Below are 15835 nucleotides of genomic sequence, written 5' to 3' on the forward strand. Positions count from 1 at the left end.
TTTATTTACAATTCATTTCAAGCACTTTCCGGTCTGCCAGATACCCTTCCAAATGGTCGTTTACCTTCACCACTCCCGTTCCCGCAGGTGTACCGGTGTACAAGATATCGCCAGTCTTCAAGGTGAAATACCGACTGATATAAGCAATCAGCTCATCAATCTTATACAACATGTCGCCCGTGAACCCTTCTAGCACTGTCTTTCCATTGATATCAAGATGGTAATTGAGCGTCTGCACGTCGCGAAACTTGCCTACATCTACCCAGTCACCCAAGGCTGCCGCACCATCAAATCCTTTGGATAGCTCCCAAGGCTGCCCTGCTAAGCGTAATTTTTGTTGCAGCTCACGGGCGGTGAAGTCTATGCCTAAGGTAACAGCATCATAATAACGATGGGCAAATCGCTCAGAGATAGTCTTTCCTAATCGACAGATCCGCACGACCACTTCGGCCTCGTATTCTATCCTCCCCAAGTCATCGGGAATGAAGAACGGCTTATGATCTTTGAGCAAAGCCGAGTCAGGCTTCATGAAAATCACAGGATTCTCTGGTTTTGATAACGTTCCCAACAGCTCTTTATTGTGCTGTGCGTAATTCATTCCAACGGCAAATATCTTCATCCCTTTGATTTTTTCTATTGATTCTCCAACATCTCCAGCTACACTGGGGTATGCTGCAAAGATACTACAAATTAGAATAAGTAGCGAAGATAAACGCAAAAAGCCCGATTGAGAGGTATTCAACCGGACTTTTCTATGTCAAAAAACTTCCTTCCTTGGAAGCTATTTCTTAATCAGCACGCAAGCTAAAACGCTTGAAGTCGACGATTTCCAAATCCTTGTCAGCCTGTTTCAGATATTCAGAAACAGTGATTTTGCTGTCCTGGATATATTCTTGGTTCAACAAGCAGTTTTCCTTGAAGAACTTGTTCATACGGCCTTTAGCTATATTCTGAATCATGTTTTCTTGCAGATTCTCCTTCTTGTCAGCTGCTGTTTCAGCCTTAATCTTACGAATCTCTTCTGCTTGCTCAGCGGTAATCTCACCCTTGCGGAGGCCTTCCTCCATGTGTTCCTCGCTCTCAGCGATATACAAGTTGAAGCCAGCTTTCTTCAATGCTGCTGTGACAGCCTTCTCAATCTGCTCTTCTTTGGTCTTCTCTACAGCCACCTTGTACTCAGCATCTTTCACTTCTTGCGAAACACTTTCTTCATTCAAGGCCACAGGGTTCATCGCAGCAACCTGCATGGCGATGTTGTGAGCCTGCTCTTCAGCAGGTTTGTTGGTCTGAACCATCGTGCACAAGATGTTTTTGTTCATGTGGTTGTATGCCTCGATATTTTCTCCTTCGAGGAAACGATAGCCATCTAACTCCATCTTCTCGCCTGTGATACCAGAACGAAGTTTAACAGTTGTGGCAACATCTTTTCCATCTGCGAGCTTCAAAGTAAGGATTTCATCGATGGTCTTGGCCTTAGCAGCAACGGCAGCGTCGAGGATGTTTTGTGTACACTCGATGAAGTCCTTGCCGTTAGCCACGAAGTCGGTTTCGCACTTCAAAGCAATCATTGCAGCGAAGTCTTTGTCAACTTTCACAAGCACACAACCGTTTGAGGTCTCACGATCAGAACGCTTGGCAGCGATAGCCAGTCCGCGTTCACGAACCAACTCAACAGCCTTGTCCATGTCACCAGCAGCTTCGGTCAACGCTTTCTTGCAATCAGCCAAACCAGCGCCGGTCATTTTACGAAGCTTTTGTATATCAGCAATTGTTACAGCCATAATATAAAAATCTTATTTATTGGGTTAATATTATTCTTTTATAAAAAATGACAGAGAAGAATGAAGAGACCACCAGATATGTAAAGAACATACCTTTCCCCCTTCGTTCTTCTCTATTCAATATGATTATTCAGCAGCAGGAGCTTCTTCTTTAGCTTCAGCTTCCTTGTTTTCTTCCTTTGCAGGCTCAGCCTTTTCAGCTACTTCCTCTGTTCCTTCAGCCTTCTCAGCCTCTTCGGTCTGCTTGCGAGCTTTGCGAGCACGCTTTGGCTTAGCCTCTGCAGCTTCCTCTTGTTGCTCTGCAGCAGCCTTCTCATCAGCCTTTTCAGCCTTGCGCTCCTCCAAACCCTCAGCGATGGCTTGGCAGCAAGCAGTCAAGATTACTTCTACAGAATCTTTTGCATCATCATTTGCGGGAATCACGAAGTCGATGTTCTTAGGATCTGAGTTGGTGTCAACGATAGCGAACACGGGGATGCCCAAGCGATTGGCTTCCTTCACGGCGATGTGTTCCTTGCATACGTCTACAACGAACAGTGCAGAAGGCAAGCGTGTAAGGTCGGCAATAGAACCCAAGTTCTTCTCCAACTTGGCGCGTTGGCGTGTAATCTGAAGCAACTCACGCTTGGAGATGTTTTCGAATGTGCCATCAGCCATCAACTTGTCGATGTTTGTCATTTTCTTCACAGCCTTACGAATGGTTGGGAAGTTGGTGAGTGTACCACCAGCCCAACGCTCGTTCACGTATGGCATGTTTACAGATGCAGCCTTCTCGGCTACGATGTCCTTAGCTTGTTTTTTAGTAGCGACAAACAAAACCTTCCTACCAGACTTCGCAATCTGTTTCAAAGCTTCGGCTGCTTCGTCTATCTTTGCAACCGTTTTGTTCAGGTCGATGATGTGAATGCCATTGCGCTCCATGAAGATATAAGGAGCCATGGCTGGATTCCATTTGCGACGGAGGTGTCCGAAGTGGCTACCTGCCTGCAATAATTGGTCAAAATTTGTTCTTGACATTTTTCTTTTCTTTAAATTGTTTACTTTCTTTTTAGTTGATTAGAACCAATCTTCGAGTAGTTCGCCACGCATGGGAAATCTCGAGGATTTAGATACTAAACGGGTGATCAGTTTACGAGTTGATAGTTTACAAGTTTACAAGTTTACAAGTGTACAGTTTACAAGTTTACGAGTGGATAGCTTGTAAGTGTACGAGTTAATCGTTTACAAGTTTAGAAGTATCACCTCGTCAACTTGTCTACTCGTGAACTTGTCAACTACTCTCCTCATTAACGCTTACTGAACTGGAAGCGACGACGGGCCTTGGGCTGTCCTGGCTTCTTACGCTCAACAGCACGGCTGTCACGTGTCAAGAATCCATTGTCCTTCAACACCTTCTTATCTTCAGCATTCAACTTGACGAGTGCACGGGCAATGGCGAGGCGAAGTGCCTGGCTCTGACCTGTGAATCCGCCACCATCAAGGTTGGCCTTGATGTCATATTTTCCTTCAACCTCAAGTGTTTCCAATGGCTGTTTAACCACGTAACGCAAGATAGCTGATGGGAAATAGGTTTCAATATCTTTTTTGTTAATCGTTATTTTGCCGGTACCTTCAGTGAGGTATACGCGAGCGATGGCGCTCTTGCGGCGGCCTATTGCATTGATTACTTCCATCTTTCCTTATTATTTATACTGGTTAATATCGATAGCCTTAGGCTTCTGTGCAGCCTTGTCGTGCTCAGCGCCTTCGAATACATACAGGTTGCTCAGCAAAGAACGTCCCAACGGACCCTTTGGCAGCATACCTTTCACGGCATGACGAACAATCTTGTCAACACCATTCTTGCGAGTACGAAGCTCAGCAGGGGTGTTGAAACGCTGTCCACCAGGATAACCGGTATAACGTGTATAAAGTTTGTCTGTTTCTTTCTTGCCAGAGAACTTAATTTTCTCGGCATTGATGATGATGACATTGTCTCCACAATCAACATGAGGAGTGAAAGTTGGCTTGTACTTGCCACGCAGCAACTTAGCGACCTTTGAGCAAAGGCGACCAACAATCTGGTCGGTTGCGTCTACTACGACCCACTCTTTTTGAGCTGTTTCCCTGTTGACGGAAATAGTCTTGTAACTTAATGTGTCCATTAAAAATTTAAATTTTACTACTAAAAAACGTTTTTATTTCACTCATGTACGAACGATTCACTAACCGTGATGCTCGGCCAAAAGCACCACTATTAACACATCCGCACAGGGGACTCTAAGTTCATCCCCGAAATAATCGGTCTGCAAAAATACACATATCTATAAACATAGCCAACATTAGACTCTCTCAACAGCTATTATTTTATAATTTATTAATTATATTACGATTTATTAACGCTATCCACTTGGGTTAAAATCGTCTTATTGGAGAAATTGGTAGAATACCCAAGAATAAAGTGAAACGAAGGGGGTACAGACAGAAAACTTCAATTATTTTTACCAAAAAAAGGCCCAAAAGCAACCCTTCTGAATTTTCATTCTGGAGAAAAACAATAGGCTTGGCGGATGAAAACAAAGAGCTGTTTAGCCTGAAAAAAGTGTTTTTAACCCCCGAAACGACGAAATTAGTCTCCAAAAGACGTCATTTATCACCCCTATACGTATGCTATTGCATGGCAAAGGCATGTCTATTAGCGTGTAAAAGCAATGCTTTTGAGAAAACAAGACTGATGAGAGGATTGCTATTTATAGCCGAAATGCTATAACGAGTTGTGTGATAATGAGATATAAATGTGTCTTATTCTTGGTGTATTTGAAGCCAAACAATCTGCTGTTGTCAAATAATGAAATTATGAAAGGTATGTTTGTAAAGAAAAATATCTCGGCTTAACCTATGGAAGCTTCTTCTTGATATCTTGCTCCGAGAGCATAGGGTGGGGGCGACGGAAGGTTGATGGGAGTTGTCGGGAGTAAACAGGGAGTAAACAGGAGTTAGCGGGGAGTTAAAGAAGAAGTTGGCGAGGAGTTAGAAAGGAGTTGGCGGACAATAGTTTTTTTGTTTGACTTCAAAAGCATTCGTTTATAATGCTCAGTCGAACTAATGTCCGCTAACTCCTTTTTAACTCCCTGTTACCTCCTGTTAACTCCCTTTCTACCTATAATTCAGTGACAAGCGTTTGGCGTGGAGACAACTTGATGTCTTTGCTCACGTCCACGTTCTCACCGGTAATGACGTCATGAGCAGCAGTTGATTTGCCGATGACTTCGGCATATCGCTTCACGTCCAACTGGGCTTCTTTCGATGTTCCGTTAAGTACAGTCAGCACTGTTTTACCTTGATATTGGCGTGCTAAGACGTACACCCCTTGGTGGGGAATGAACTGAATCTGCTTGCCTTGGGTAATTACTTCATTGCCTTGTCGCCAATGCAGCAGCTTGCTGAGCCAGTTGAACATTTCGTTTTGTGCCTTTGACCTTCCTTCTGCCGTGAATGCCGTGTGTGCATCGCCCGGGAAACCACCAGGGAAATCCTGACGTACATGCCCATCGGTCACCTCTTTGGTGCCATTCATCAGCACTTCGGTGCCGTAATATAGCTGCGGAGTGCGATTCATGGTGAGCAAAAGGGCTAAGGCTTGTTTGAGTGCGGCGACATCTTGTCCATTACCTAAGAATCGGTCGGTGTCGTGATTCTCGATGAAAGCCATCACATCTTTTGGATTTTCGTATAGGTAATCGTACACCAGTGAGTTGTAAACCCTGTTCAGTCCATTCCACCAGCCATCGGTCTCTTCATTCTTCGCCTTGTTGATTTTCTCAAAGAAACTAAAATCCATGACGCTTTTCAAGTTGCTGTTGATGTCCGACAGCTTACAGTCTTTTTGCCAAGCCGCAGTATAAGCGGGTTCTGTATTCCATGTTTCGCCCACCACATTGAAGTTGGGATACTCCTCGTTGAGCGTCTTCATCCACAGTGCCATGGCTTTACGATCGGCATAAGGATAGGTGTCCATGCGGATGCCATCGATGCCTACGGTCTCAATCCACCATATACTGTTTTGGATGAGGTACTTGATGACGTGCGTATTGCGTTGGTTCAAGTCGGGCATGGAGGGTACAAACCATCCGTCAACGGTTTCTTTCTGGTCTATTTCCGAAGCGTATGGGTCGAGTACCGGCGTGAGTTTATAGCTGGTCTGCAAATACTTGGAGTTGGTTTTTGTACCATTTGTCATGCCTGTCTTCTCGTCTTTGCCAGTATTCTTGCCTTCCTCGAGCCATTCAGGCACGTTCAACCAATCGTCAGAGGGCAATTCTTTGAGCCATGGGTGTTCAAATCCGCAATGGTTGAAAATCATGTCCATCACCACTTTAAGTCCTTTTTGGTGAGCTTCGTCAATGAGCTGTCGATATTCCTCGTTAGTGCCAAAGCGTGGGTCTACCTTATAATAATCTGTCGTGGCATAGCCATGATAGGTACTAAAGCCGTTGGTGTCGGGCGAATTGTTTTCCAGTACAGGCGTGAACCATAGAGCGGTCACCCCTAAATTCGTGAAATAATCGAGGTTTTTGCGAATGCCCTCCAAATCGCCCCCATGTCTCAGACTGGGTTTCGTGCGGTCGCAAACATATTTGTTCATGCCTTTTATCTGGTCGTTCTTGGTGTCTCCGTTGGCGAATCGGTCGGGCATGAGCATGTACAGCACGTCGGCATTGGTGAATCCCATGCGCTTGTCGCCACTCATCTCACGCTGCTTCAGCTCGTATTTCACTTTTTTTGTTTTCTTTCCCTTTGTGAACGACAGCGTGATGATGCCTGGCTTGGCGTCCTTCAGGTTGAGGTAAGCCAACAAATAATGTGCGTTGGGCATCTGTACCACACTGTCTATTTGCACGCCAGCGTCACGGGTGGTTACTTGAGTGCCGTGCAAGTCGTTGCCGTACACCATGAGTTGTAAACTCGCATCCTTCATCCCAACAAACCAATTGGTTGGGTCAATGCGGTTTATTTGTATTTGGGCATACGTCGCAAAAGTCTGTGTCAAAAGGGAAATGACAAATAATAACTTCTTCATCTTATTTTCTTTTTACTGCTGTTTTCTTAGAATCATGGCTGATTGGGCAGGGACAATGGCCTTGTCGGCATGTTCGTCGAGCATCAATTTCTCTGTTCCGTTGACATCAATGACCCCATCGTAGCACAGTACGTTGTACGCTCCAGCGGGTAAGGATACCTGCTTCTCGGTTTTGTTGGCATTGAGCAGCACGTAGATATCACTGTTGGTGGGGGCATCAAACAAGCGATAACCCACCAAGCAAGGTTCTGTTGGGAGGAAGGTGAGATACTGTCGAACGGCCTCGGCATTGCCCAAGCGGAATGCCTGGTATTGCTTTCGCAGTGCAATGAGTCCCTTGTAATAGCTGAACACTTGCGGGTAACGCTGCAAATTTTCCCAATCCAACCGATTGATACTGTCAGGTGACTTGTAGCTGTTGTGCACACCTTTCTTATCTCTGAACATCTCCTCGCCGCTGAGCATGAAAGGCACGCCCTGCGATGTGAAGACCGCAGTCTGCGCCAAGAGGTTCAGGCGTATCTGCTCCTCCACTGTGAGGTTGGGTATGCTGGCTTTCAGGCGGTCGTTCAGACACATGTCGTCGTGGCAGCTCACATAGCTGATCATCTGTGTCGGCTCTGTGGCCCACGCCTCTTGGGCATAGTTCACCTTGGTCATGTCTACCTGTGGGTGTGCTATTGCGCCGGCGATGCCAAACTTAATGCTTTCTTCCAGCCCTGCGATGCCGGCGAGAAACGCCCCCTTGCTGTCGTCCGAGAACGGGCCGCGGAGTGCATCGCGCAGTTCATCGCTGAAAGCACCGATGCGTGGCATCTGTTTAACGTTGGCCTTGAGTGCCAACTTTTCCGTAGGATAGGCACACGTTCCTGCACTCCATCCCTCACCATAGATATATATTGATGGATCTATCCTGTCCATTTCCTCGCGTATGAGGTTCATCGTTTCTATGTCGTGCACACCCATCAAATCCACGCGGAAGCCATCAATGTGATATTCCGTAGCCCAGTATTTCATGCTTTCAATCATGAATTCGCGCATCAACGGCTTTTCCGAGGCAGTCTCGTTGCCGCAGCCAGAACCGTCAGAATAGGTGCCGTCGGCATTCTTGCGATAGAAATAATCGGGAAAGGTGCGTTGGAAATTGCTGCCGTCGATGTCGAACGTATGGTTATACACCACGTCGAGAATGACGCGGATGCCCGCCTTGTGCAGTGCTTGCACCATCTGCTTGAATTCCCTGATGCGCACTTCGGGCTTGTAGGGATCCGTGGCATACGAGCCTTCGGGCACATTGTAGTTCAGTGGGTCGTAGCCCCAATTGTACTGAGGCTGGTCGAGTTTTGTCTCATCCACCGAGGCATAATCGTAGGAGGGGAGGATGTGTACGGCGTTGACACCCAGCGACACCAAGTGTTCGATGGCTTTAGGCTCGGTGAGTGCCAAGTATTTTCCCTTATGTTTTAGTCCGGACGACGCATCAATGGAAAAGTCCCTGTGGTGCATTTCATAGATGACGAGGTCTGCAGGCGACGCCAATGCTGGCCTGACATCGTGTTCCCAGCCCACGGGATTGGTGGTCTTCATGTCTATGATAGCTCCCCGTTTGCCGTTCACGCCTACGGCACGGGCAAACATCCCCGGCATTTCCACGGGTTGCTTCTTTGTTCCCACCACGTCGAAGGTATAGAACATGCCTTTCAAATCACCCTTCACATCTGCTATCCACCCGAAATTCTCTTCTCGCTTCATCTTGGTGGTCTTCACCGGCTTGCCGCCCAATCCCTCACGATAGAGTCTGATGAGAGGCCGATGCCGTGCATTGTCGGGGGCACACAGGAAAAAGGTAGTCTCTGATGACGTGTAGTCAACGTGGCTGGTGTAATCTATGGCCATTGTATCGAGTGACTGCGCGCGCATCCATGCGCACATGATTAAAAGGAAGAATGTTAGAAACAGTACTTTCAATTTCATTTTCTTCAGGCATTTAGGTTTTCAGATGTTTATTATTGCGCCATGAGCGAAACGGCAAATCCGCCACCGCTGGCTTGATTGATTTTCAACACGTCTCCACGCTTCACGGTTTTGTGCGTGATGACATAAGCTTGTGGATTGTGGTTGTAATGGGCATTTTTAGCATCGGCATAAATCGTGCATCTGTACTTCTTACCCTTGTCGAGAAAGTCGAGTTTGATGACACTCTTGTGTCCGTTCTCGTCGCATTTGCCCCCGATAAACCAGTTGTCCGTGCCTTTTGCCTTGCGAGCCACGGTGATATAGTCGCCGGGTTCAGCCTCCAAATACTTGCTGTCGTCCCAGTCAACAGCCACATCCCGTATGAATTGGAACGCATCATCGTACTTCTCGTAGTGTTCGGGCAAGTCGGCAGCCATTTGCAGCGGACTGTACATGGTGACATAGAGTGCCAACTGTCCTGCTAAGGTGGAGTGTACAAAGCTGGTATTGTCGCTCCATTCTGATAGTTTCGTTACAAAAATACCCGGTGTGTAGTCCATCGGACCGCCCTGTAAGCGAGTAAAGGGCAAGATAGTGGTATGGTCTGGATTGTTTCCTCCAAAGGCTTCGTACTCTCCACCCCTCGCACTTTCGTTGCCAACCATGTTAGGCCATGTTCGGCATAAGCCCGTTGGGCGTGTCGCTTCGTGGGCATTCACCATGATATGGTGCTTGGCGGCTTGCTTCACCACATACATATAATGGTCGTTCATGGATTGAGAGAAGTGGTGGTCGCCACGAGGAATGATGTCACCTACGTATCCTGTCTTCACGGCATCATATCCATATTGGTTCATGAGATTGAAAGCTTTTTTCAAATGTCGTTCATAATTCACCGCACTGGATGATGTCTCGTGGTGCATTAAGAGTTTTACACCCTTTGACTGAGCATACTCGTTGAGTCCTTTCAGGTCGAAATCGGGATAAGGCGTAACGAAGTCGAACACGTCTTGCTTCCAATGGTTCGCCCAATCTTCCCAACCTACGTTCCATCCCTCCACCAATACTTGGTCTAATCCGTTCTTGGCAGCGAAGTCGATGTATCGCTTCACCTTGTCTGTGTTAGCCGCATGGCGTCCGTTTGGCTTTGCTTTGCTCCAGTCTATTTGGTCGAGTTTGATAGACGGGAACTCATCGGTGTAGTTCCATGCGCTTTTGCCAACAATCATTTCCCACCACACACCGCAGTATTTTGTGGGATGAATCCAACTCGTGTCTTCTATCTTACACGGCTCGTTGAGGTTCAGTATGAGGTTGCTCGACAACATATCGCGTGCGTCATCGCTCACCATTACCGTTCTCCACGGACTCTTACAAGGGGTTTGCATGCACCCCTTGGCACCGTATGCGTCTGGGGTGAGCCAGCTTTCAAAGGTCATGGTCTTATCGTCTAAGTTGAGGTGCATGGTAGAATAGTCCACACAAGCTGCCTCGTGGATGTTGATGTACAGTCCATCTTGGCTTTTCATTTGTAGCGAGGTCTGCACGCCTGTTGGCGAGAATACCGCCACCGACGAGTTTCCCCAGTTCACTGCATCATGGAAACGCCCCCTGATTTCGGAGAGTTTGCTTTGCTGTGTCTTTTGCTCTTGCGTATCATAGTCGCCCGGAATCCACCATGCCGTATGGTCGCCAGCCATGACAAACTGCGTATGTTCTTCCTTAATGAGGAAATAGGTCAAGCTGTCTTGCTGCGGAAATTCATAGCGCAACCCCATTCCCTCGTCGTAAACACGAAACCGAACAATGATGTTGCGTTGCGAAGCGGCTTGATGCAACGTTACCGCCAGTTCGTTATAATGGTTTCTGATGGTTGCGGTCTCCCCCCAAACAGGCTTCCATGTCTCGTCAAAGGTGGATGTATGCGTGTCTTTAACCGTAAATCCATTCATTAAGTCGGTTTCCCGAAGCCCCTTGGAGGCGTGCTTGTCCTTCATGAGTTCCAAGCCTAAGCGCGACGGTTTCACCACAGCTTTGCCTTTGTAGGTCATGGAATAGGTGGGTACGCCATTGCCTTGCAGACTGAAGTTGACGCATACATTGCCATTGGGCGATTTGACTACTTGTGCCAACATTGCCATTGGCAGCATAAAAAACAAAAGGATAAGATTGATTTTCTTCATGATGTTGTGGTTGAAAGGTATGCCACAAGGGCGCAAACCCTTGTGGCTATGGGTGTGAGGGGGTAGGGTGTTAGCCCCTTCCCGATTGTGAGTTCAGTTCACATAGATTGCTCACCAAGCTGTTGTCGGTCAGCATGTCTTCTATGTTCAGGTGCATCCGATAACGCCAATAGTGCTTGGGATTGGCAGGAATGTTGATGCGTTCGGCATTGGCATCGTCCAATCGGAGCCGTTCGTCCATGGATAACCAGTCTTGTATGGACAAGATGCAGAGCATGGAGGGTGATGCCAAGTGTTGCCAAATGATGTCGCGAGCCAACCAACCTGGCAGTGGGTGAGGGGCAGGTCCTTCCTTTCCAAGCATGGTGTTGTAATAATGCTGTGTGCGTGGGTAGTCTTCGTCCCACCATTGGCGCAGCGTTGGCATGTCGTGCGAGGATATGGTAGCCACACTTCTGTAGGGGTTGCCAGGCAAATAACCAAAGGTTACCTTTGGGTCTTTGGGCATAGACTGCACCTCGAGGCTGAGGATGCGCAGCTCATTCATCACCCATGCCACGCAATCGGGTACCATTCCCAAGTCTTCGGCACACACCAACATGCGGGTAGCCTGTACCAATTTAGGCAATTTCTTCATCGCCTCGTGATACCAGAACTGGTTGTTGCGGCGATAGTAGTACTCGTTGTACAAACGGTTGAACGCCTGTTTGTCCACATCCCACAGACTTTCGTAGATGAAGTTGAATTGTGCCGTGATGCGTGGGTGGAACAGATGTGGGTTCTTCTTGTCACGAACAAACAACACATCGTTGGCAAGTGCATACAGTCCGTCGCGTATCCATGTGTTCTTCTCGTCCATTTCTTGCCCCTCGAAGGCTGCTTCAATCTTGCGCTCGGTGTTGAAATGCTCGTTCAGCTCAAACACGTCGTCGTGAATATGGTTGAGGTATTTGGCGATGACCTCTTCACGATGTTCGCCAAATACCCTGTCGATGACCCAGTTGCGGACGTAAGGCTTGGTAAACAAATCTTCTTGGAAGTTGAGTCCGTAGGATGCTATCTCCTCGCGCGACATGCCCAGCGAGGGCGAAAACTGACCGCACAAGCCGTTGACACAGCTGATAGGTATTTCCCAAATGCGGAAGAATCCCAATACATGGTCGATGCGATAAGCGTCGAAGAACTCTGCCATGTTCTTGAAACGGCGTTCCCACCAGGCGCATCCGTCTTTCAACATCTCGTCCCAGTTGTAGGTGGGGAACCCCCAATTCTGTCCGTTTACAGAGAAATCATCGGGTGGCGCACCTGCCTGTCCGTCCATGTTGAAGTATTTGGGTTCTACCCAAACGTCACAACCGTGACGACTCACTCCAATCGGCACATCGCCTTTGAGTACGATGCGCTTGCTTTGTGCGTAGGCGTGCGCCTCCTTCATTTGGGTGTATAGCACAAACTGCACGAAGTAGTAGAACGCTACTTGTTGATATGCCTTGTTGCTTGGGGTGCTCAACGCCTTGCGGTCAGCCTCGTTCCATGTGTGGTGGTCGTTCCATTGTGTAGCGTCTGCCGTTCCGTATTGGTCGCGCAGGTAGCAGAACTGTGCGTAAGGCACCAGCCAGCGAGCGCTCTTTTCGAAGAACGCCTTGTATGCCTTGGTGCCCAAGGTGCGTTTGCCCTCTTGTTTGAAGAGCAGCTGTAAGAAATCTATCTTGCTTTTCATCACGCGCACATAGTCTATCTGTGGCAGGCAGTTCAGCTCTTCTTGCAAAGCGTCAAATTGCGCTTGCTGTTCCTTGTCGTTGAGTTTGGGCAATTGGCGCAAGTCGCAATAGAGCGGATGCAACGCAAACACGCTGATGCAGCTATATGGGTAAGAGTCGGTGTAAGTATAAGTGGCTGTGGTGTCGTTGATGGGCAACAACTGAAGAACATGCTGTCCCGTGGCTTCCACAAAGTCAATCATTGCCTTGAGGTCGCCAAAGTCGCCCACGCCAAAGCTGCCTTTGCTGCGTAGTGAGAATACGGGTACTAACGTTCCAGCCACCTTTGTGTTGGGCATGGGCATGAAAGCCTGATCCAGGTGGTACACCACTACGTCGCCACGGTTGAGCTTGGGTACGTCAATGGTGCGGTTGAAGCACGGTTCCCACATAGGCTCCTTGGAGGGATTAGCATACGACAGGGCAGCAAACTTTAGTTCTATGTGCTGCTCGCTCAGTGTTTCAGCGTCCACGTCCACCACCCATTCGTTGTGCTGGTGCTGGGTCATGGGCAGTGCCTTGCTGATGTTCCACTCGCCAAATGCCTCGGTGTCGCCCGACAGTACTAAATATTGATCGGGTTTGAGTTGTGGAGAACGTACAATGATGCGCACCGTCTTGTCGTAAGTCGTGGGCTGCAGGGCTTGCAACGTGCTGCGGTGAAGGCAGTCGGTGAAAGCCGAAGAGTACAGATACAAGTCTTCTGGTATCTGCATCCAGTGGTCGTACACATGGTATTGCTTCGCTTTGGCTGCCGTGAGGTCAAGCTGGTGGGTAAGAGTGGTCCACTCCTTGCGCGTCACCTTTCCGTCACATTCTACCGAGTAGTAGTAGCAAAGGGAAGCATGGTCTGCGGAGGCAGGCAGCTTGAGGTCGCACTGCCAGTGCAGTCCGTCGGTGGTGTACATTCTATAAGGGGTATAAAGCCCATCTGCAGGCTGACCTTCATTCACTACATTCAAGATGAGGTCTTCCCCAAAAACTGTTTTGTATTCAATGTTAAATAATAGATTCATAAACTAAGGAGTAGTAGTTGGTTTACTTTAGGTTTGGTTCTTATTTATGCAAATGTATAAATAATAAATAAGGTGATGTTGCTTTGGAACGCTAATTGTCGAAAAAATATTATGCAATCGTTTGCACATGCGTTGCTTTTCCCTCCCGATTGTAGGTGCCGTGGGGATGAGTTTTGTCCGATTATTTGGTCATTTCAAAATCTTCATTCTAGCTTCTCGAGAAGGTGATTTTAACCCTTTGAAGGTCGGTTTTTACACCTTGACGAGCCAAAAGCATAGAGTTTGTTTGCACAGAACAATGTTTTTGAAGAGAAAAGTGATGGTGGTTGACCTGCAAACTCTATGCTTTTGGCAGTCAATAGCATGGAGTTTGCTGCCGACCGAAAATACTCGTCATATACAATAGTTTGATAATGAGCGATATACAAAAATCGCGTATTTGCCGTCAATCTGTCGATTGCTTGCAAATACGCGAGTATTGAGGGTGCATGTCAATATTTTTGACACTTTTACACCTCTGTTTTGTGGCGTTTGACACCTGCGTTTAAGGAGAAAAATGACATTCCACGGAGCGGATATAAACTTGCTGCAAAAATTTGTTCTCGAAGGCGGTCGTTACCACTGTGGTCGAGTGTTAACTGCCAACAGCTAATTCTGCAACAAATACTTCCTAACCGATGTCACTCCTTAACATCTTTGATCAGCGATACAGCGGCGGCACCCAGTAACAGTGAGATGCCCGCAACGAACATCATGTGGCTCTGAATCGAGCCTACAAGACTGAGGAGTGTGCCTCCTATTAACGCAGCCACGATTTGCGGAATGCAGATGGTGCCATTGAACAGGCCGAGGTAAGCACCCATGTGGCCATAACCTTGCAGGGCGTTGGTAACAAAAGTAAACGGCATGGCCAGGATGGCGGCCCACGCACAGCCTATGAGGAGGAACGGAATGAACAACAAGTACTGGTCGTGCACCACGGTACAGGCTGCAAAACCTATGGCACCCAATGCCAGACTAAGAGCGTAGGCGGTCTTCCTACTACCGAGTTTGGGCAGCAATGGTGCCCATAGCACAGAGCCAATGGCCTGCACGGCGAACAATACGCCCACCCAGTTGCCAGCCTCTTGTGCTCCCTCGCTGGCCATGTCGGTGGTGCCCCAAACGTTGGCGGCTACGGTGCCGTGCGTATAGGTCCACATGTACATGAAGGCTATCCAACTGAAGAACTGCACGATGCCTACCTTCCAGAAAGTGGAGGGTGCATGCTTGAGTAGGGTTATCCAGTTTTCTTTCTTCTCTGTATCAGACTTCAGACTGCCGTTGTACTGCTCGTACTCCTGCGGTGGCCACTCCCGTACCTTGGAGATGGTGTAGTTGACGCAGAGAATAAGGATGCCCGCACCCACGATAAAGCTGTAGATCACCGAGTCGGGGATGACACCCTTGGGTGCCGTGTTGGCGATGCCCAACAACGCGAAGAAGAATGGAAACAGATAACCCACTAACGAACCTGCATTGCACAGCAAGCTCTGGATGGAGTAGGCCTTGGCTTTCTGTTTTTCGTTAACCATATCACCCACGAGCATCTTAAACGGTTGCATGGCCATATTAATAGAGGTGTCGAGGAACATGAGCATGACAAGTCCGAAAATCATAGCTTCTGATGCCGACATGCCAAACGAGCCGGAATGGGGTAACAGGCACATGACCAGTACAGCTGCTGCCGCTCCGATGAATAAGTAAGGGATGCGACGACCATAGCGTGTCCATGTTCGATCTGAAAGTGTACCGATAATGGGTTGCACCACAATGCCCATCAAGGGTGGCAGAATCCAGAAATAACTCAAGTTGTGTGGGTCTGCGCCCAGTGTGGCGAAGATACGCGAGATGTTTGCACTTTGTAGCGCGTACGCAATCTGTACACCGAAAAATCCGAAACTTAAATTCCAAAGTTTCCAAAAGCTCATGTCGGGCTTCTTTTTTAATTCATAATTCATAATTCTTAATTCATACTTTTGGTTGAGTATACGATGAAGTTTTTTTGCAATTCATAATTCATAATTCGTTATTCATACTT

General features: G+C 47.8%; 10 protein-coding genes. All 10 read right to left on the reverse strand.

Features of this window, described 5'->3' with window-relative positions; genetic code table 11:
• Window position 1: 1 nt before the first annotated feature.
• Entirely contained in the window at window positions 2-619 is a 618-nt protein-coding gene (locus NQ518_RS11575; protein ID WP_227961767.1) for a fumarylacetoacetate hydrolase family protein, read from the reverse strand.
• A 169-nt stretch (window positions 620-788) separates the two neighbouring features.
• Window positions 789-1781, reverse strand: a complete 993-nt coding sequence (gene tsf / locus NQ518_RS11580; protein ID WP_227961765.1) for a translation elongation factor Ts — start codon at window positions 1779-1781, stop codon at window positions 789-791.
• A gap of 126 nt (window positions 1782-1907) precedes the next feature.
• On the reverse strand, window positions 1908-2798 hold the full coding sequence (gene rpsB / locus NQ518_RS11585; RefSeq protein WP_004347911.1) for a 30S ribosomal protein S2: 891 nt from the start codon (window positions 2796-2798) through the stop codon (window positions 1908-1910).
• Between the two features lie 269 nt (window positions 2799-3067).
• Window positions 3068-3454: a 30S ribosomal protein S9 gene (gene rpsI / locus NQ518_RS11590; RefSeq protein ID WP_004347912.1), complete on the reverse strand. Its 387-nt coding sequence runs from the start codon at window positions 3452-3454 to the stop codon at window positions 3068-3070.
• A 9-nt stretch (window positions 3455-3463) separates the two neighbouring features.
• Window positions 3464-3925, reverse strand: coding sequence for a 50S ribosomal protein L13 (gene rplM / locus NQ518_RS11595; protein ID WP_004347914.1), 462 nt, complete (start codon window positions 3923-3925; stop codon window positions 3464-3466).
• Window positions 3926-4920: 995 nt separating this feature from the next.
• Entirely contained in the window at window positions 4921-6840 is a 1920-nt protein-coding gene (locus NQ518_RS11600) for a glycoside hydrolase family 13 protein (protein WP_227961763.1), read from the reverse strand.
• Window positions 6841-6852: 12 nt separating this feature from the next.
• Window positions 6853-8814: a type I pullulanase gene (gene pulA / locus NQ518_RS11605; RefSeq protein ID WP_374211118.1), complete on the reverse strand. Its 1962-nt coding sequence runs from the start codon at window positions 8812-8814 to the stop codon at window positions 6853-6855.
• Window positions 8815-8846: 32 nt separating this feature from the next.
• Window positions 8847-10979 carry a glycoside hydrolase family 97 protein gene (locus NQ518_RS11610; RefSeq protein WP_227961761.1) on the reverse strand — a complete coding sequence of 711 codons (2133 nt, stop codon included), beginning with the start codon at window positions 10977-10979 and terminating at the stop codon, window positions 8847-8849.
• A 70-nt stretch (window positions 10980-11049) separates the two neighbouring features.
• Window positions 11050-13755: a 4-alpha-glucanotransferase gene (locus NQ518_RS11615; protein ID WP_227961759.1), complete on the reverse strand. Its 2706-nt coding sequence runs from the start codon at window positions 13753-13755 to the stop codon at window positions 11050-11052.
• A gap of 680 nt (window positions 13756-14435) precedes the next feature.
• The gene (locus NQ518_RS11620; protein WP_227961758.1) at window positions 14436-15755 is read right to left on the reverse strand and encodes an SLC45 family MFS transporter; all 1320 of its coding nucleotides are present in this window, start codon (window positions 15753-15755) and stop codon (window positions 14436-14438) included.
• Window positions 15756-15835: the final 80 nt, after the last annotated feature.

Source organism: Hoylesella buccalis ATCC 35310 (assembly GCF_025151385.1).
In the GTDB taxonomy this organism is placed as follows: domain Bacteria; phylum Bacteroidota; class Bacteroidia; order Bacteroidales; family Bacteroidaceae; genus Prevotella; species Prevotella buccalis.